The sequence below is a fragment of the Halomonas sp. EF61 genome (assembly GCF_040147045.1).
Classification (GTDB): domain Bacteria; phylum Pseudomonadota; class Gammaproteobacteria; order Pseudomonadales; family Halomonadaceae; genus Halomonas; species Halomonas litopenaei.
In genome coordinates, this window is the sequence record NZ_JAMSHM010000002.1 from 650,679 (window position 1) to 668,422 (window position 17,744).

Here is a 17,744-nt window from a genome sequence, read left to right on the forward strand (position 1 = left end):
GACCGTGCACGGTTCGGCGAAACGTCTCCCCCGACGCAGCCGCCAGACCGCATCGACGACGGCAACCTGGAACGGGCGGTAGACCACGCCCTGAGCAGCGCTCAGAACAACAACAGCAACAACAGGAACCGACCCATGACACAACAACGACGTTCCAGCCTCCCCGAGGCCCCCGACGGCCAGGACAGCGGCCTCAAGCGCATCCTTGGCCTGCCTGCCCTGGTGTTCTTCGGCCTCGCCTACATGGTGCCCCTGACCGTATTCACCACCTACGGCGTGGTCACCGAAACCACCGGCGGCCATGTGCCCATGGCCTACGTGATCACCCTGGCGGCGATGTTCTTCACCGCCTACAGCTACGGCAAGATGGTCGAGCACTACCCTACCGCCGGCTCCGCCTACACCTACACACGCCGCGCCTTCGGTGGCCGTGTGGGCTTCATGGTGGGCTGGGCGCTGCTGCTCGACTACATCTTCCTGCCGATGATCAACTACCTGGTGATCGGGATCTACATGAAGGAGGTCTTCCCCGCCATCGATCAGGGCGTCTGGGTGGTAGGAGCCATCGTCGCCGTGACCGCACTGAACATCCTGGGCATCAAGCTGGTGGCCAAGATGAATCTGATCATCATCGGCTTTCAGTTCGTCTTTCTGGCCACTTTCATCGCCATCTCGCTGAAGGTCATCGCCGGTGGCGAAGCCCCCTCGCTGCTGGCGCCCTTCCACAGCGAAGGGCTCCAGTGGACCACCATCGTCGGTGGTGCCGCCATCCTGTGCCTGTCGTTTCTTGGCTTTGACGCCGTCTCGACCCTGTGCGAGGAAACCCGCGAGCCCAAGCGTGACATTCCCCGCGCCATCATGCTGTGCACCCTGATCGGCGGCGGCCTGTTCATTCTGGCCTCCTGGGTCGGGCATCTGGTGTTCCCCGACTATCACAACTTCGGCAGCGCCGACTCGGCCGCGGTGGACGTGATGCGCCGCGCCGGCGGGGGCTTTTTGGTCGCCTTCTTCACCGCTGCATATGTAGCAGGCTGCTTCGCCTCGGCCATGGCCGCCCAGGCCAGCGTCTCCCGGATCCTGTTCGCCATGGGCCGCGACCAGGTCCTGCCCAAGGTCTTCGGCAAGCTCAGCCAGCGCTACGGCACCCCGCTGGGGTCGACGTTGATCGTCGGCGCCATCTCGCTGATGGCGCTGGTCATCAGCCTGGAGCTGGCCGCCACCATGATCAGCTTCGGCGCCCTGGTCGCCTTCTCCTTCGTCAACCTTTCGGTGATCAAGCACTACCTGGTGGATGAGCACCTGATGCAACCCAAGAACCTGCTGCGCTACGGCGTCATGCCAAGCGTCGGCTTCCTGTTGACCATCTGGCTGTGGTCGAGTCTGTCGCTCAACACCTTCCAGGTGGGCCTCACCTGGGTCGCCGTCGGCTTTGCCTACCTGCTCTATCTGACCCGCCTGTTCAAGGTCGAAGTACCGGACCTGGAGCTCAAGGAAAACTGAGCGCTGACCGCGGCGCCTCCGATCAGAGCGTCGCGGTTTACAGCCCCTGCCCACAGCGCCGACATCCCGGGATGTCGGCGCTCTTCTTTGGCGCACCACAAACCTTGCAAGATCGCGCATCGAGGCATCGCATCGACCTTTTTTCCGGCCGTGTTGTGGCAAGGCACAGCCATGAAGAGCACCGCTGCAGGACTGCCCTAAGGTAAGAGATAGCTATCGAGAGTCCCTTCCCATGGAGAGCCCCGCCCATGACGCCACGCCTGCCCACCCTGATGCTGCTGACACTTGCCCCGCTGTCCACCTGCCTGGCGGCAGAAACGATCTACGTGGTCACCAACAAGACCGAAGGCAACTCGGTCGCCGCCTTCCATGCCGACGATGACGGCACGCTTTCCCTAGCCTCCGAGTATCCCACCGGGGGCCTTGGTACCGGTGATCTGGAGATTCCGGCTCTGGAGAAGAACCCTGACCACCCGCTGGCCAACGGCGACGACCCCCTGATCTCCGCCAACGCCATCGCGGCCTCCGCGGACGGCGGCTGGATGGTGGCGGTCAACCCGGGCGACGGTACCCTCAGCCTGATGAACCGCGCCCCCGACGGCAGCCTTCAGGCCGTCAACAGCGTGACGGCCTCGGACCGTTTCCCGATTTCTGTCGCCATCCACGGCCACCTGGTCGCCACCGCCAGCGTGGGTGACAGCAACCAGGCCGGCTCCATCGCGCTGTATCGCCACACCCCCGAAGGACTGATCGCGATCCAGGGCAGCCGGCGCGACCTGGGTGCCCGCCCCTCGACCATCGCCTTCTCGCGTTCCGGAGCCTTCGTCATCGTTAACGAGCTGGTGACCGGCAAGATTCACAGCTTTGCGGTCAGTGACGATGGTCTGTCCGCCGATCCGATCGCCAGCGTGGACAGCCCGCGTGCGCCGGCCGAACGCTTCCACGCCATACCGGTGGGCTTCGCCATCGGCAAGGGGGACCAGGGCGAGACCCTGCTGATGTCGGAGGCACGCTTCCTGACGCCGGAGTTCGGCCTGCGTGAAGAGGCCGACAAGGTACCCCAGAGCCCGCTCTACAGCTGGCAGACCAGCTCGGTTTCGAGCTATGTGCTGGATGATCAGGGCGGACTCACCCTGAAGACCGCCGACGCCCTGACCGGCGCTGCCATGGAAGGAGGCGAGATCGCCAACTGCTGGGTCGCGCTGAACGCCGACGGCGACACCCTCTACACCGCCAACGCCCTGTCGAGTTCCATCAGCCGCTACAGCGTCAAACCGGACGGCAGCATCGCCCTCAAGGATGCCACCGCCTACAAGGACGACGGCGAATTGCTGTTCTTCTCGGACATGGCGCTGAGCCCCGACGGCGACACCCTCTATCAGCTGGTCGGCAACACCGGCCAGGTGATGGCCTTCGATGTCGCCGAGGATGGTGGTCTATCCCTGCGCACCAGTGCAGGCGGACTGCCGGAGCTCGGCAGCTACGGCCTGGTGGTGCTGGAAGACGGCTAGCCTTGTGGCACTGGAAGACGGCAGATACGGCGACGCCTGGAGCCCTGCCCAAAGAGTCGACGAGCACGGGCACTTTTCAGGCTAGCCCTAGCGAAAGTGCGGGTTCAGCCTGCCAATTTCGTAGAGATCGTGAAGGTAGACGTCCAGCTTGTAGACCAGGTGGGTGGCGACGATCAGCAGCGCGATCAACGAAAGCAGGACGGCGGGATCGTTGGCCCAGGCGAACGCCGGTGAGCCCAGTTCATAGCCGATGGTATAGACGCTGAGCCCACCCAGCCCCAGCACCGACAGGCACAGCGCGATGATCACGATGATCAGGGTGCCACGCAGGTCCCGGCTCGGCGGGCGGGTCGTCCAGCTGGCCAGATGGCGGACCATGATGCGACCATTGGTGACGATCTGGCGACGGCGGCGTAGCAGCATGGCGGCATTGACCGGCTCGTCGTCCCGGGAAAAGGCCGCCAGCGCTACCCTGGGGTCGACGCGGCCATCGAAGCGCTCGTTCACCGCCCGGGCAAAGGCCTCGCGATCACCGGTATTCCTGGCCTGCTCGGCCAACCGCGACAGCTCCTCAAGCGCCTCGGCATCCATTCCGGGACGCTTTTCGAAGTCGGCAAAGTGCTGCTCGTAGTAGATGTAGTAGACCTGATAGATCGACAACAGCACGGCCGCGTAGATCATCACGTAGAGGGCGATATCTGACATGCGTTTCTCCCTGTCCCTGGCGGTAGGCCGTCGAGACGCTCGATCCCGAAGCGGCACAAAGATCCCCATTATCTAAATCTTTTATTATGGCCGGTAGCGGGTGTTTTGCCGCACCCTTGTCGGCCACCTTGTGACACAAGCAAGAGCCCCCGACGGGCATCCGACGGGGGCTCTTGCTGCAATGGCGTTGTTTCAGGGCAGGAGCCGAATGTTCGGCTCCCCTCCCTGCTCGCCTATTGTGACGCCTGATCCGGCAGCTTGTAGGCCATCACGTAGTCACCGATGGTGGTGCCGATCGAGCCATGCCCCCCGGCCACCAGCACGACCATCTGCTCGCCCTGGCTGTTGAGGTAGGTCATCGGCGTGGCCTGGCCGCCGGCTGGCAGCCGCGACTCCCACAGCTGCTCGCCGGTGGTCAGGTCGTAGGCACGGAAGTAGTCGTCCACGGACGCCGCCAGGAAGGCCACCCCTCCGTCGGTGATGATCGGGCCGCCGATACCCGGCACCCCCATCTCGAAGGGCAGCGGCAGCGCTGTCATGTCTTCGATGGTGCCGTTCTTGTGCTGCCAGGCGACCTCACCGGTACGCAGGTCGGTGCCGGCCACGTAGCCCCAGGGCGGCTGCTGGCAGGGAATGCCCAGCGGCGACAGGAACGGCTTCATCTCCACCGCATAGTCGGCACCGGCGTTCTCGTTGAGCCCCTGCTCACCCTGGTTGGTCTCGCCAAGTTCGGCGCCGTCCTTGGGCACCAGGGTGCTGGTGAAGGCCAGATACAGCGGCATGCCGAACATCACCTGGCGCTTGGGGTCCACCGCCAGGCTACCCCAGTTGAAGACGCCGAAGTTGCCGGGGAAGACGATGGTGCCCTGCTCGGACGGTGGGGTGTACTGACCCTCGTAGCGCAGCGAGCGGAACTGGATACGGCAGACCATCTGGTCGATCAGGCTGCCTCCCCACATGTCGGCCTCGCGCAGCTTCGGCGGACGGAAGCTCAGCGCAGACCTGGGCTGGGTCGGTGCCGCGTAGTCGCCTTCGATGGTGCCCTGCGGTGCCGGCTCCTCGGTGATCGGGAAGATCGGCTCGCCGGTGGCGCGGTTGAGGACGTAGACGTCCCCCTGCTTGGTCGGCACCACCAGCGCGGGCTGCATGCCCTCGTCGGTCTCCAGGTCGACCAGGCTCGGCTGCGCCGGGGTGTCCATGTCCCACAGGTCGTGGTGGACGAACTGCTGGACCCACTCCACCTGGCCACTGTCCAGACGCAGCGCCACCACCGAGGTGGCGAACTTCTCTTCGGCCTCACTGCGGAAGTGGCCGAGCTGGTCCGGGGTCCGGTTGCCCATCGGGAAGTAGATCAGCCCCAGCTCTTCGTCGGCGCTGGCCACCGCCCAGCTGTTGGGGGAGCTGGTGGCGTAGGTCTCGTCCTCACCGATCGGCGCGGTTTCGTCCGGGTTGCCGGAATCCCAGTTCCAGCGCAGCTCGCCGGTCCTGGCGTCGTAGGCGCGGATCACGCCGGAGGGTGAATCGACGGCGTAGTTGTCATTGACCGCCCCGGCCACCACCACCAGGCCATTGGCCACCACGGGGGGCGAGGTCGAGTAGTAGAAGCCGGACTGGGTGAACGGCATGTTGTGCATCAGGTCCAGCTCGCCGTTGTCGGCGAAGTTGGCGCAGCGGGCACCGGTGGCCGGATCGACGGCCAGCAGGCGCGCATCGGAGGTCGGCATGAACAGCTGGGCGTCGCACTGGATCGGCTCCAGCGCCTCGGCCGGCTGGCTCGCCGCCGCGACGTCGAGGCTATCGCCATCGCCGGATGCCGGCGGCAGGTAGGAGACGCCACGACAGGTCTGGTGCTGGCGTGAGCTTTCCGCCGGCACCTTGGCGTCATACTGCCAAAGCTTCTCGCCGCTATCGGCGTCAAGCGTCACCAGCCAGTTGTGCGGCGTACACAGAAACAGCGCATTGCCCACCTTCAGCGGCGTGGCCTCGTAGGTGGTCTCCCCGACGTCGTCAGGGCCCTTCCTGTCACCGGTCTGATACTGCCAGGCCAGTTCCAGTTCGCCGACGTTATCCGGGGTGATCTGGTCCAGCGGAGAATAGCGCTGACCCAGGTTGCTGCGGCCGTAGGCATGCCAGCTCGCCTCCGGCGAATCGCCAAGCTCGGGTGACTGGACGATCTCGTCCTCGTTGAGTCGCCCCTCGATGCGATGAGCGTCCACCGCCAGACTACCCAGCAGGCCTACACCCAGCACCGCCCAGACCGGCAGCAGCACGACCGTGCCCAGACGCTTGCCGGCACGCGGCGGCCACAGCAGCGGAATGGCAAGCAGCATCAACAGGCCCATGCGGGTGGCCAGCGGCCACCAGTCATAGCCGGATTCCCAGAGGGCCCAGGCGGCCGTGGCGACAAGCAGACCGGCGTAAAGCAACTGCGCCGGCACGCGACGGGAGCGCGCCATGGCGCCCACCGCGATCAGCACCAGACCGGCCAGGGCGTAGTACCAGCTTCCACCCAGGGTGGCCAGCCAGGCGCCGCCCCCCAATAGCGAAAGCCCCACCAACAACAGGATGAGGGAGTAGATGATCATGATCCAAGGTCCTTGCGCTGAATCGTTTAAGTGGCCGGCATGTTAATTGATTAGCATGAGAATTAACATGCCGGTGCACAGCTTCAGTGTAGGCCCTCTTCTTGTAATACAGGCAAGTTGCCTGCGTCTTTTCAAAGGCCGGGCAAGGCGATCAGGGTGACCATGGAAGGCGACAGCGCCTCAGCAGAGGCTCTCGCAGCGCTGAGGGCGATCCCCCATCCTGGCCAGTCCTGCGTGCAATGCCTCAAGCTCGGCCCGACGCCCTCGGGCGCCGGCTTCGAGACAGTCGAGCGCCCAGTCGGGCAGTTCGGCGCTCAGCCGGTAGTGGACCCACTGTCCATCGCGACGATCCTGGAGCAACCCACAGCGGCGCAACTCCGCCAGGTGGCGTGACACCTTGGGTTGCGACACCTCGAGCACCGCGGTCATTTCGCAGACGCAAAGCTCTCCTTCCTGCAGCAGCAACAGCATGATCGACAGGCGCGTCTCTTCCGACAGGCACTTGTAGAGGCGTAACGGGTCCAGCGACATCATCGGCGTTTCCTGTTCATCTTTGCCTGTTCATCTTTTTCCCTGGGCAGCGGCTTTCTTCGTTCAGCGTCACGGGGTTCCTCCGCGGGCCGACTATCCTAGGCTCTGTCCGAAAAGTCGGCGAGCGAAGGTTAGACAAGGCAAAAATCGGTGAGACAGCGCAGTTTACGGGGTGTAAATGAGCATGTTGATCCGATTTTTAACGCCGTATTACCGAGCGTAGGCACTTTTCAGACAAGCCCTAAGCGGGCCTTGCCTCGTCGTCAGAGGCTGCGGGCTCAGGCTGACCATCGCCGGGCAAGGCCAGTGCCATCAGGGCGCTGGCCAGCACCAGCGCCGCCGACACCCACAGGCAGGCCGACAGTCCCTGGCTTTGATACAGCCAGCCCGACAGCAAGGTGCCGAGCAGGCGCCCCATGGCGTTGGCCATGTAATAGAAGCCCACGTCCATGGAGGCACCCTCGGCGCGGGCGTAGTGCACGATCAGGTAGCTGTGCCAGCTCGAATTGATGGCGAACAGCACCCCGAACAGCAACAGGCCCACCACCAGCCAGCCCACCTGAGCCAGCGGCAGCACCGCCAGCAGGGCCGGCAGCCCCGCCAGGGCCAGCGCCCAGAATACCGTCGTGCGTCGCTGGCTTCCTGCCATCAGCGAGGTCAGCCGGGGCGCCTGGGTCTGGACACCCCCGTAGCCGATCACCCAGATCGCCAGCAGCCCGCCCACCGTCCAGTGGCTCCAGCCATGCTGGTCATAGAGAAACACCGGCAAGGCCACCACGAACCAGACGTCCCGGGAGGCAAACAGACACAGGCGCGCGGCCGACAGGACATTGATCGCGCGGGACTTGGAAAATATCTCGGAGAACTTGGGCTTGCGCTTCGCGCGCCCCAGATCGGCCTTGAGGCGAACCAGCGAGAGGACCAGCACCGCCAGCAGCATCACCGCCATGACGATGACCGCACCACGAAAGCCGATCAGCGTCAGCAGCAGGCCGCCGAGGAAGAAACCGGCCCCCTTCAGCGCGTTCTTGGAGCCGGTCAGGATCGCCACCCAGCGATACAGGGTGGAGCTTGCCGAGGCACTCTCGGCGGGCACCAGTACCTTGACCGCGCTCTTGGCACTCATCTTGTTGAGGTCCTTGGCGATGCCCGACAATGCCTGGGCCGCCATGACCCAGGCCACGCTCAGCGCCGAGGACGGCACCATCAGCATGGCCAGCGCCACGATCTGCAGAGCGAGTCCCAGATTCATGGTGCGATTGAGGCCCAGCCGTGCCCCGAGCCAGCCCCCCACCAGGTTGGTGATCACCCCGAAGGCTTCGTAGAACAAGAACAGCATCGCCACTTCGAGGGGCGAATAGCCCAACTGGTGGAAGTGCAGCACCACCAGCATGCGCAGGGCGCCATCGGTAACGGTAAAGGCCCAGTAGTTACCGGTGATCAGCAGGTACTGGCGGATTTCGAAGGGCAGTGCCTTCACCCGTGCCATCAACGATTCAGCCACGACCCACCTTCAGTGCCAGCTCTGCGGTGCGGTTGGCGTAGCCCCACTCGTTGTCGTACCAGGCGTAGAGCTTGAGCTGGGTGGCGTTGACCACCATGGTCGACAGCGCATCGATGATCGAGCTGCGCGGGTCGGTGCGGTAATCGATGGACACCAGCGGGCGCTCCTCGTAGCCGAGAATACCGGCAAGCTCCCCTTCGGCGGCCTCGCGCAGGGCGGCGTTGACCTCATCCACCGTCACCTCGCGTTCAAGTTCGAAGACCATGTCGGTGAGCGAGGCATTGGCCAGCGGCACGCGGATGGCGTGGCCATTGAGCTTGCCCTCGAGCTCGGGAAAGATCGCGGTGATCGCCTTGGCCGACCCGGTCGTGGTCGGGATCAGGCTCATGCCACAGGCCCGCGCCCGACGCAGGTCCTTGTGGGGCGCGTCGAGGATGGTCTGGGTGTTGGTGATGTCATGCACCGTGGTCATGGAGCCATGACGGATACCGAAACGCTGTTGAATCACCTTGACCACCGGGGCCAGACAGTTGGTGGTGCAACTGGCGGCGGTGACGATGCGGTGACGCTCGGGCTCGTAGAGATCGTCGTTGACCCCCATGACCACGTTGAGCACGCCCTCCTCCTTGACCGGCGCGCTGACCACGACGCGCCGCACGCCCTGGTCGAGATAGGCCTGAAGCCTGTCCAGAGTCTTGTGCTTGCCGGAGCATTCGATCACCACGTCGCAGCCGGACCAGTCCGCGTCGGCCGGAACGCTTGCTCCGCTGAAGGCCACCGCGCGACCGTCGAGGTTCAGCTGCTCGCCCTCGCCATTGATCCCGCCCTCAGGCGAAAAGTGGCCGTGCACCGAATCGAACTCCAGCAGGTGGGCGAAGGTGGCGGCGTCACCACCGGGATCGTTGACGCGAACCAGGTCGACCTCCCCGGCGGCGATACGCGGCCACAGACTGCGAACCACCAGGCGGCCGATCCGTCCGAAACCATTGATACCGATACGTAGTGTCATGAAAGTCTCGCTTTAGAAAGTGAGTATCGCGCCCCGGCACCCGCCAGGCTCTGCCGACAGAGGGTTACGCCATCAATCGTCGGCCAGGTGGCGGGCGCGATCACGATCCTTGATCTGCAGCCACAGCATCAGGCGCACGCGGATTTCCTGAAGCGCCTGGGCGTAGGCGTTGTCACGCTCGATGCCACGGGGATCACGGATATCCCAATAGAGATGCTCGTCGCGACTGCCCTCCCAGTCGCGACAGGTTTCCTGGGCCTTGTCGCAAAGCACGATGACGGCATCGAAGTGCTGTCCCTCAAAGCTGTCGAGGGACTGACTGGCGAGCCCCTCGGTGCTGATGGACTGCTCCTTGAGCGCGGCCAGCGTCTTCTGATGCGGCTCGTCCGGCTCGGTACCGGCGCTGAAGGCATCGAAGCGATCACCGGCCAGGTGGCGCAGCAGCGCCTCGCCCATCAGCGAGCGAGCGGAATTGGCGTGACACAGAAACAGCACGCGTTGCTTGCGGGACTCTTGTGACATCGTCATCGGGGGGCGCCTCAGGATATATGGAATTTCATATATACGAGACAAGGATGTCAATTCCGTGACCGTTTCGCGTCCACCACAAGGAATCGACGACTGGCGCCAGGATCAGTGGGCGGCGGCCGAGGCCTGGCGCCTCAGGCGCACGATGGTGATGATGTTGGTGGTGAAGATCAGCGTCTCGGCCAGAGTGCCACCCAGCGAACCTGCCAGCAGATTGCTGATGATCCAGCAGAAGGCGGCGCCGGCCAGTACCAGACGCATCGCCACCCCTCTGAGCATGAACATGGCAAAGGTGCCAAGCAGCCCTGCCGCCAGGGCAGGAAGATCACGCGCATCGCTCCAGGTCAGCGCCGCTACCAGCAAGGTGGCGAGCAACATGCCGAGCATGATCGCCAGATTGCCGGGAAAGCGTCGCGCCAGAGCGATGCGCAGGATGATCAGGGCCGAGATCGACGCGGCTACCCAGCTACCCAGCAGGGCAAACTGGGTCGCGAAGGCCAGGTTGGCTCCTAGCAGCAATACCAACAGCTTGTCGTCATGCCGGCTGGCGAAGCCGATCACGCAGAGCGTGAGCGCCACCAGGCTGACGGCCTGCCCGGCGAGCCATCGCAGCCCCATCTCCTCCATGCCAAGCCCCCAAGCGATCGAAAAAGGATCGGTCATCCTAGCACGGCTGTTGCGCTATGCCGGGCAGGCAGGCAAGCGACCGCGCCTGTCCGCACGCGTGGTGACGACGTGCGAAGGCTGGCAAGGCCGCTGCCCTCGCACTAGGCTAAACCGAACTTTGCTACGCGTAACCGCCCATGCCCCTCTCGGACTTTCCCTGCGACCAATACCTTGAGCGTATCGGCCTTGTGCAACCCGTCGAGGTGTCTGCCGAGTGCTTGCGCGCGCTGCATCGCGCCCAGCTCACCTCGCTGCCCTTCGAGAACTTCGATATCTGCCTGGGCCGCGGCGTGGATGTCAGTGCCCAGGGGATTCTGGCCAAGCTCATCGGTCAACGCCGGGGCGGCTACTGCTTCGAGCTCAACGGCCTGTTGCTCATGGCACTTGAGGCCTTCGGATTCGAGGCCAGGGCCCTGTTGGGACGTGTGCATCTGTCGGGAACCCCCACCGGGCGCAGTCATCAGGTATCGCTGGTGACGCTGGACAAACGCCAATGGCTGGTCGACGCCGGCTTCGGCACCAATACGCCCCGTGCCCCGATCCCGCTGACCCCGGACACCCCGCTCCACATCGGAGACCAGACACTACGACTGGTGGAAAACGCTCGCTACGGGATCATGCTGCAATCATTGATGGGAGCCCAGTGGGTCGACCTCTATACCGTCGATTTCACCACGGTCTGCGAAGGTGATATTCAGATGGCCAATCACTTCACCTCCACCTGGCCAGGCCTGCACTTCACCACCTCGCGCATGGCCGTGCTGGCCACCCCCGAGGGCCAGATCAGCCTTTCCGACTTCACCCTGAAGATCCGACGCGGGGACACGACAAGCGAACAGCTCCTGCCCCCGGGCGCGGCCTACCTGGCGGCGCTTGAAGAGCACTTCGGGATCGTGCTGGAGGCGAGCTACGAGGATCTCGCCCCACTCTAGGGCTTGTCTGAAAAGTGCCTGCGCTCGGTAATACGGCGTTAAAAATCGGATCAACATGCTCATTTACACCCCGTAAACTGCGCTGTCTCACCGATTTTTGCCTTGTCTAACCTTCGCTCGTCGACTTTTCGGACAGCGCCTAGTCGATCCCGCTGTCGATCTCTCGATCGATCCCGCAGTCGCTCCTGCTTCCACGCTATCCGAGGTCGACCGCGTCTTGTGTAGGGCTGGGCTGGGCTGGGTTGGGCTGGGCTGGGTTGGGCTGGGCTGGGCTGGGAAAAAGAGAAAATCCGACATGGCGCCGTGGTCAGTGCCCTTAACCCCTCGCGACAGTCGCCAACAGGCCCCATTCCGTGTTGAACTATGCCCCGAGCCTTTGTCTGCCAATGGATTTGGAAAGGAGCCTGCCGTTTATGTTCAATCGCCTTGCGTCCGGCCTGCGTGCCGCCGGTGTGCTGAGCCTGCTGGCGCTGTCGCCGCTGACCTTCGCCCAGAGCACCGGTAATGCCGGACCCGCCGTCAACACCGAAACCTTCCAGTCCTGGGAGGTCAACTGCCCGGTCAACCCGTCCGACGGCTCCTGCTCCATGACCCAGCTGGTCAATGGTGCCGATGGCGAGCCGGTCCTTCGGGTCGTGGTCGGCAACCCTGCTCAGCTGGACGGTTCTGCCATGACCTTCCTGGTTCCGCTGGGCGTACGTCTGGCCCCAGGCCTGCAGCTCAAGGTCGATACCAACGAGCCGGTGGGCATGCCCTACCAGGTGTGTGTGCCCCAGGGCTGCCGTGCCGACATCCCGCTGCAGCCGCAACTGCTCAACCAGTTGAAGGCCGGCAGCACCGCCACCGTCAGCATCGTCAACCCGCGCGGCCAGCGTCAGGACCTCAACGTGTCGCTGATGGGCTTCAGCGCCGCCAAGGATCGCGTCGACCAGAACTGATCGATCCTTCACGCCACCCGCCTTCGGGTGGCGTGTCCCTTGTCTTTTCTCCTCTCCTGTCTCTTCTCCCCACCTGTCGATTTTCTGCCAGTCGCATTGTTACCGATCTTGCGCTCGCGCATTTCTTTGGCCCCCTCTCCCGCTGGCGTTTTCGGTCGGCAGAGCCGAGGCCGTGCTACGGCACTCGCACACCTAAGTACGCTTAGCCAAGGGCGCCGACTTCGGCCCAAAGTGGAACAATAAGTTGCAGGTAAATTGCCTATGATCAGCTGCAGGGGCAAAGCCTCGACCGTGACACGCCAAGGCAACGGCAAGCATGGCGACAACGACCAGTGCAGTGCCAGTGAAGAGCGCAGCGATATCGCAAGCGCATCGACATTAAAGAGCACAGCGCCAACAAAGAGCACAGCGCCAACAAAGAGCGCATCGACAACAACAAGCACCAGGAGGTGAACGGTGATAACCCTGACGATCAACGACCAGCAGCATGAACTGGACGTGCCCGAGCAGATGCCGCTGCTGTGGGCGCTGCGCGATGTGGTGAATCTGACCGGCACCAAGTTTGGCTGCGGCATGGGGCTGTGTGGCGCCTGCACCGTTCACCTGGACGGCGCCGCCGTGCGCTCCTGCGTCACGCCGGTAGCGGCGGCGGCGGGCAAGCGCGTGACCACCATCGAGGCCATGGCCACCGACGCTGTCGGCAGCAAGGTGCAGGAGGCATGGCTGGATATCGGCGTGGCCCAGTGCGGCTACTGCCAGGCCGGCCAGATCATGAGCGCGACCGCCTTCCTCAAGGACAACGCCAACCCCAGCGACGATGACATCGCCAGCGCCATGGGGGGCAACATCTGCCGCTGCGGCACCTACAACCGGATCCGCACCGCGATCCATCGTGCAGCCGGACAGGAGGAGCAGGCATGAACCCTACCGTCGATACGCTGCTGCTGGCCAACGTCAGCCGCAGACGCTTTCTCCAGGGACTGGCCGCCGGAAGCGCGCTGGTGGTAGCCGCCCGCTGGGACCTGGCCGCCGCCGCCGAGGACAAGCAGTACGGCGCCGCCGGCATGGCCTACGGCTGGGTCGACAATCCCAACGTGTTCATCCAGATCGACGAGGACGGCAGCGTCACCGTGACCAACCATCGCGCCGAGATGGGCCAGGGCATCCGTACCAGCCTGGTGATGGTGGCCGCCGATGAGCTGGGTGCCGACTGGAGCAAGGTCAAGGCTACCCAGGCACCGGGGGATTCCGAAACGTATGGCAACCAGGACACCGACGGCTCGCGCAGCATGCGCCACTGGTTCGATCCCATGCGGCGGGCCGCCGCGTCGGCCCGTCGGATGCTGGAACAGGCCGCCGCCCAGCGCTGGGACGTACCTGTGGACGAATGCCAGGCCGGCGTCCACGTCATCGTCCACACGCCTAGCGGGCGCGAACTCGGCTTCGGCGAGCTGGCGGCGGCGGCCAGGGAGCTCGATATCCCCTCCCGAGACACCCTCTCGCTCAAGCCAGAAAGCGAATGGCGACTGATCGGCAAGTCCCTAGGCCCCAGCCACGACAGTGATACCGGCAACCTCGAGCGCGCCCCGGCGGTGGACGGTGAGGATATTGTCAGCGGCAAGGCCATCTACGGCGGCGACATGCGCCTGCCGGACATGGCCTACGCGGTGATCGCGCGCCCCGATGTGCTGGGTGCAAGCGTCGCCAGCGTCGATGACAGCGAGACGCTCAAGATTCCCGGGGTGATCAAGACCGTCAGGCTCGAGGGCACCTCCCAGCCGTCGTCCTTCCACCCGCTCGGCGGCGTGGGGGTGATCGCCGACAACACCTGGGCGGCCATCGAAGGACGCAAGGCGCTCAAGATCCAGTGGAATACCGAAGGGCTCGACGCCAACGCCGGCTACGACACCAAAAGCTACCGCGAGATGCTCGAGCAGCGCGCCGATTCCCCCGGCAAGGTGCTCAGAGCCAGCGGCGATATCGAGGCGGCGCTGGCCGACGCCGAGTCCCGCCACAGCGCCACCTACTACATGCCTCACCTGGCCCATGCCACCATGGAACCACCGGTGGCCATCGCCCGGGTGAGCGCAGACGGTGCCGAGACCTGGGCGCCGGTGCAGGACCCGCAGAGCGCCCGCGACCAGGTCGCCGAGCAGCTCGGCATCGACGGCGCCAGCGTCAAGGTCAACCAGACGCTGCTGGGCGGCGGCTTCGGGCGCAAGGCCAAGCCTGACTTCGTGGTGGAGGCGGCGCACCTGAGTCGTGCCCTCGACGGCCGCCCGGTGCAGCTTCAATGGACCCGCGAGGACGACCTTCACCACACCTACTTCCACGCGCTGTCGGTGGACCGCCTGGAAGCCGGTCTTGGCAGCGACGGCAAGGTCCAGGGCTGGCGTCATCGCACCCTGGCGCCGACCATCATGTCGATCTTCCAGGACGACCCCAAATACAAGGCGACCTATGAACTCGGCATGGGCCTGACGCCCCTGCCCTTCGACATTCCCGCGCTATCGCTGGAAAACGGCGAGGCCCCGGCGCACAAGCGCATCGGCTGGTTCCGCTCGGTGGTCAACCTGCCCCACGCCTTTGCCATCCAGAGCTTCGTTGCCGAGCTCGCCGCAGCCGCCGGACGCGATCATCGCGACTACCTGCTGGAACTTCTGGGGCCGGCGCGCGAGATCGACCCGCTGGCCGTCGGCGCCACCTGGAACTACGGCGAGGACCCGGAGCGCTATACCATCGATGTCGGTCGCCTGCGTGGCGTCATCGAGCGGGCGACCGAGGAAGCCGACTGGGGCAAGTCGTTGCCCGAAGGCCGCGGCCAAGGCCTGGCGGTGCATCACAGCTTCTGCTCCTACACCGCCATCGTGCTGGACGTGGAGGTCAACGATCAGGGCAGTGTGATCGTCCACCAGGCGGACGTGGCTTTCGACTGCGGCCCCAGGGTCAACCCCGAGCGCATCCGTGCCCAGATGGAGGGCTCGGTGGTGATGGGCATCGGCATCGGCCTGCTGAACGAGATCAGCGCAAGCGGCGGGCGCATCGAACAGGACAACTTCCACCAGTACCTGCTGCCACGCCAGGCCAACGCCCCGCGTGAGGTGCGTGTCCATCTGGTCGACAATCCCGATGCGCCGATGGGCGGCGTCGGTGAGCCAGGGCTTCCCCCGGTGGCGCCGGCCCTGACCAACGCCATCTTCGCCGCCACCGGCAAGCGCATCCGGGAGCTGCCGGTGGGTAACCAGCTGAAGGGCTGACGTCCACCGAAGTGAGCCCCCTTGCGCGGTGACGTCCGCGCAAAAGCGAGCGGCCAGGCTACCCTGAAAGGGTCGCCTGGCCGCTTTTTTACCGCCAGCATCAACCGGATCAAGGAGCGTCACCATGTCGATAGAGTTCCTGCTGACCAGTCTCATCGTGGTACTTGCCCCCGGCACCGGGGTCATCTATACCCTGGCGACAGGACTCGGGCGTGGTGCAAAGGCTAGCCTAGCCGCGTCGCTTGGCTGCACACTTGGCATCGTGCCTTCCCTGATTGCCGCCATCACCGGCGTCGCCGCCATCCTGCATACCAGCGCCCTGGCCTTTTCCCTGCTCAAGATACTCGGCGTCATCTATCTGCTCTACATGGCCCTTAGCCTGCTGAAGCAGGGTGGAGCCCTGGACCTCCCTGACCGGCCGGCCCGTCAGGGTTCACTTGTCAGGATCGGCGTCATCGGCGCCCTGATCAACGTCCTCAATCCCAAGCTGCCGGTCTTCTTCCTGGCCTTTCTGCCGCAGTTCATCACCGCGTCGGGAGCGAGCGCACTCGAACAGATGCTGGGCCTCGGCGGCATCTTCATGCTGATGACCCTGGTGATCTTTTCAGCCTATGGGCTGGGAGCTGCCTGGATCAGACACCGCGTCGAGGGACGCCCCGGCATCATGACCGCCTTTCGGCGGCTGTTTGCAGGGACCTTCATTGCCTTGGGTGCCAAGCTGGCGCTCGCTGAGAGATAGCGGAGAGATAGGAGAGATAGAGGAAGAACAGCCCCTTGCCGATTTCGTGGCCCAAGCTTCATGCCCTTCGAGACACCAAGGGTATCAAGGTCAAGCGATCGCAAGGTGGGCGTAAAGGGCGCGGCGCACTAGGCACCAACGCCCTCGAGGTCACGTCCGAAACGTGGACGGGTACGGACACTTTTCAAACAACACCCATGCGCGCTTCAACGTGAGCGCACCTCGGTCCATAGCTGCTGCAGCATGGTCAGCGAGTCCCCCTCGATCAGCGGCGTGGTCACCAGGTGACCGCTGGTCTCGGGATCGAGCCTGGAGGCCTCTCGCAGTGCCTCGTCGACCATCGGCAGGGCAGCCTCATTGGGCGTTCTGTAGTAGGCATAGTTCGCCGCCTTGGCGGCATTTTCCGGACGCATCATGAAGCTGATGAAGTCCTGGGCCAGCTGCGGATGGGGGGCTCTCGCCGGCACCACGAAGGTATCCATGCCGAGCTGGGCGCCTTCCTCGGGGGCGAAGAAGGCCAGATCACCATAGATCTCGGGGGAATCGGCCTTGCGGTAGTCCACGTCGCCGCTGTAGGTCACCGCCACTGCACTGACGCCTCGTGCCACCTGCTCCACCGCCGCGGTACTGTCGACGAAGCCGGTGAAGTTGCCCCGTTCCAGGGTCTGGCTGACCAGCTTGGCGGCGTTGATCCAGGCCTCCTGACCGACGCAGTCGAACCCCGCTCCCTGGTAGGCGCAGGCCATGCCGAGTGATACCTGGGGATCGCCACCCAGCAGCGCGAAGGGCTGGTCGGGATTGATCTCGGGGTCGAACAGCACGCTCCAGGAGTGCGGCAGCTCGTCGAAGGTGTTGGTGTCGTAGACGATACCGGTAACGCCCCACAGGTAGGGCACGCTGTAGCGCTCTTCGGGGTCATAGGGCGGCTGGCGGAAGGCTTCCATCAGATCCTCTCGCCCCTGCTGGATGCGCAGGTCGTCGAGCTCCCTCACCAGGCCGGCGTCGATCAGCCGGGTGACGTAGTAGTCGGTGGGCACCACCACGTCGTATTGAGCGTCACCACCGGCGGCCAGCTTGGAGAACATCTCGGCGTTTGAGGTGAAGTAGTTCTGCACCACCTCCACCCCGAACTCCTGCTCGAAGGCCTCGACCAGCGCCGGGTCCATGTACTCGGTCCAGTTGAACAGAAACAGCTTGTCGTCATCCTGCGCCCAGACACCGGTACTGACCATGCCTAGTGCTGCCACCGCCATCCATCGTTGCATGACTTCGCCTCATTCCATGTCGTTGTTGTTTGATCTTGTCTGAAAAGCGCTTGGTTCGCAGGCAAATAATGCGC

15 protein-coding genes are annotated in these 17,744 nt (G+C 64.4%); 7 read left to right on the forward strand and 8 right to left on the reverse strand.

Going from position 1 to position 17,744, the window contains the following annotated elements; translation table 11 throughout:
* The first annotated feature begins 135 nt into the window (after positions 1-135).
* Positions 136-1,500 carry an APC family permease gene (locus NFI08_RS11805; RefSeq protein ID WP_045991889.1) on the forward strand — a complete coding sequence of 455 codons (1,365 nt, stop codon included), beginning with the start codon at positions 136-138 and terminating at the stop codon, positions 1,498-1,500.
* Between the two features lie 248 nt (positions 1,501-1,748).
* The gene (locus NFI08_RS11810; RefSeq protein WP_349589538.1) at positions 1,749-3,011 is read left to right on the forward strand and encodes a lactonase family protein; all 1,263 of its coding nucleotides are present in this window, start codon (positions 1,749-1,751) and stop codon (positions 3,009-3,011) included.
* Between the two features lie 87 nt (positions 3,012-3,098).
* Here NFI08_RS11810 and NFI08_RS11815 read toward each other — a convergent pair whose 3' ends face one another.
* The 7 genes from NFI08_RS11815 to NFI08_RS11845 all read right to left on the reverse strand — a co-directional run bounded on the left by NFI08_RS11815 (position 3,099) and on the right by NFI08_RS11845 (position 10,536).
* Positions 3,099-3,716, reverse strand: coding sequence for a hypothetical protein (locus NFI08_RS11815; protein WP_222515446.1), 618 nt, complete (start codon positions 3,714-3,716; stop codon positions 3,099-3,101).
* 233 nt (positions 3,717-3,949) lie between these two features.
* A complete protein-coding gene (locus NFI08_RS11820; RefSeq protein WP_349589541.1) occupies positions 3,950-6,301 on the reverse strand; it encodes a glucose/quinate/shikimate family membrane-bound PQQ-dependent dehydrogenase in 2,352 nt (783 codons plus the stop codon).
* 180 nt (positions 6,302-6,481) lie between these two features.
* Complete coding sequence (locus NFI08_RS11825; protein WP_108131519.1) at positions 6,482-6,835, reverse strand: metalloregulator ArsR/SmtB family transcription factor; 354 nt, start codon at positions 6,833-6,835, stop codon at positions 6,482-6,484.
* A 238-nt stretch (positions 6,836-7,073) separates the two neighbouring features.
* Positions 7,074-8,321 carry an organoarsenical effux MFS transporter ArsJ gene (arsJ, locus tag NFI08_RS11830; RefSeq protein WP_502881095.1) on the reverse strand — a complete coding sequence of 416 codons (1,248 nt, stop codon included), beginning with the start codon at positions 8,319-8,321 and terminating at the stop codon, positions 7,074-7,076.
* Positions 8,322-8,328: 7 nt separating this feature from the next.
* Complete coding sequence (locus NFI08_RS11835; protein ID WP_108450213.1) at positions 8,329-9,345, reverse strand: ArsJ-associated glyceraldehyde-3-phosphate dehydrogenase; 1,017 nt, start codon at positions 9,343-9,345, stop codon at positions 8,329-8,331.
* Between the two features lie 72 nt (positions 9,346-9,417).
* Entirely contained in the window at positions 9,418-9,873 is a 456-nt protein-coding gene (locus NFI08_RS11840) for an arsenate reductase ArsC (protein ID WP_308812402.1), read from the reverse strand.
* Between the two features lie 105 nt (positions 9,874-9,978).
* Positions 9,979-10,536, reverse strand: coding sequence for a YgjV family protein (locus NFI08_RS11845; protein ID WP_349589546.1), 558 nt, complete (start codon positions 10,534-10,536; stop codon positions 9,979-9,981).
* Positions 10,537-10,676: 140 nt separating this feature from the next.
* On the opposite strand from NFI08_RS11845, the gene NFI08_RS11850 reads away from it, so the two are divergent.
* From NFI08_RS11850 to NFI08_RS11870, 5 genes are all read left to right on the forward strand, one after another.
* The gene (locus tag NFI08_RS11850) at positions 10,677-11,471 is read left to right on the forward strand and encodes an arylamine N-acetyltransferase family protein (protein WP_349589549.1); all 795 of its coding nucleotides are present in this window, start codon (positions 10,677-10,679) and stop codon (positions 11,469-11,471) included.
* Between the two features lie 413 nt (positions 11,472-11,884).
* Entirely contained in the window at positions 11,885-12,409 is a 525-nt protein-coding gene (locus NFI08_RS11855) for an invasion associated locus B family protein (RefSeq protein ID WP_045992593.1), read from the forward strand.
* A gap of 456 nt (positions 12,410-12,865) precedes the next feature.
* Positions 12,866-13,330 carry a (2Fe-2S)-binding protein gene (locus NFI08_RS11860; RefSeq protein WP_222515451.1) on the forward strand — a complete coding sequence of 155 codons (465 nt, stop codon included), beginning with the start codon at positions 12,866-12,868 and terminating at the stop codon, positions 13,328-13,330.
* Positions 13,327-15,666 carry a xanthine dehydrogenase family protein molybdopterin-binding subunit gene (locus NFI08_RS11865; protein ID WP_349589552.1) on the forward strand — a complete coding sequence of 780 codons (2,340 nt, stop codon included), beginning with the start codon at positions 13,327-13,329 and terminating at the stop codon, positions 15,664-15,666. The genes NFI08_RS11860 and NFI08_RS11865 overlap by 4 nt, the downstream gene beginning before the upstream one ends.
* 124 nt (positions 15,667-15,790) lie before the next feature.
* On the forward strand, positions 15,791-16,405 hold the full coding sequence (locus NFI08_RS11870) for a LysE family translocator (RefSeq protein ID WP_349589555.1): 615 nt from the start codon (positions 15,791-15,793) through the stop codon (positions 16,403-16,405).
* 206 nt (positions 16,406-16,611) lie between these two features.
* Here the strand turns inward: NFI08_RS11870 and NFI08_RS11875 are convergent, their stop codons facing one another.
* Positions 16,612-17,670 (reverse strand): polyamine ABC transporter substrate-binding protein, encoded by a 1,059-nt coding sequence (locus NFI08_RS11875; RefSeq protein WP_348827722.1) that lies wholly within the window; start codon positions 17,668-17,670, stop codon positions 16,612-16,614.
* Positions 17,671-17,744: the final 74 nt, after the last annotated feature.

Bases quoted from the DNA above. Each gene is read 5' to 3' on its own strand.
- NFI08_RS11845 (WP_349589546.1), bottom strand. From the start codon at position 10,536: ATGACCGATCCTTTTTCGATCGCTTGGGGGCTTGGCATGGAGGAGATG.
- NFI08_RS11835 (WP_108450213.1), bottom strand. From the start codon at position 9,345: ATGACACTACGTATCGGTATCAATGGTTTCGGACGGATCGGCCGCCTG.
- arsJ (WP_502881095.1), bottom strand. From the start codon at position 8,321: ATGGCACGGGTGAAGGCACTGCCCTTCGAAATCCGCCAGTACCTGCTG.
- NFI08_RS11870 (WP_349589555.1), top strand. From the start codon at position 15,791: ATGTCGATAGAGTTCCTGCTGACCAGTCTCATCGTGGTACTTGCCCCC.
- NFI08_RS11810 (WP_349589538.1), top strand. From the start codon at position 1,749: ATGACGCCACGCCTGCCCACCCTGATGCTGCTGACACTTGCCCCGCTG.
- NFI08_RS11820 (WP_349589541.1), bottom strand. From the start codon at position 6,301: ATGATCATCTACTCCCTCATCCTGTTGTTGGTGGGGCTTTCGCTATTG.
- NFI08_RS11825 (WP_108131519.1), bottom strand. From the start codon at position 6,835: ATGATGTCGCTGGACCCGTTACGCCTCTACAAGTGCCTGTCGGAAGAG.
- NFI08_RS11805 (WP_045991889.1), top strand. From the start codon at position 136: ATGACACAACAACGACGTTCCAGCCTCCCCGAGGCCCCCGACGGCCAG.
- NFI08_RS11840 (WP_308812402.1), bottom strand. From the start codon at position 9,873: ATGACGATGTCACAAGAGTCCCGCAAGCAACGCGTGCTGTTTCTGTGT.
- NFI08_RS11855 (WP_045992593.1), top strand. From the start codon at position 11,885: ATGTTCAATCGCCTTGCGTCCGGCCTGCGTGCCGCCGGTGTGCTGAGC.
- NFI08_RS11875 (WP_348827722.1), bottom strand. From the start codon at position 17,670: ATGCAACGATGGATGGCGGTGGCAGCACTAGGCATGGTCAGTACCGGT.
- NFI08_RS11865 (WP_349589552.1), top strand. From the start codon at position 13,327: ATGAACCCTACCGTCGATACGCTGCTGCTGGCCAACGTCAGCCGCAGA.
- NFI08_RS11850 (WP_349589549.1), top strand. From the start codon at position 10,677: ATGCCCCTCTCGGACTTTCCCTGCGACCAATACCTTGAGCGTATCGGC.
- NFI08_RS11815 (WP_222515446.1), bottom strand. From the start codon at position 3,716: ATGTCAGATATCGCCCTCTACGTGATGATCTACGCGGCCGTGCTGTTG.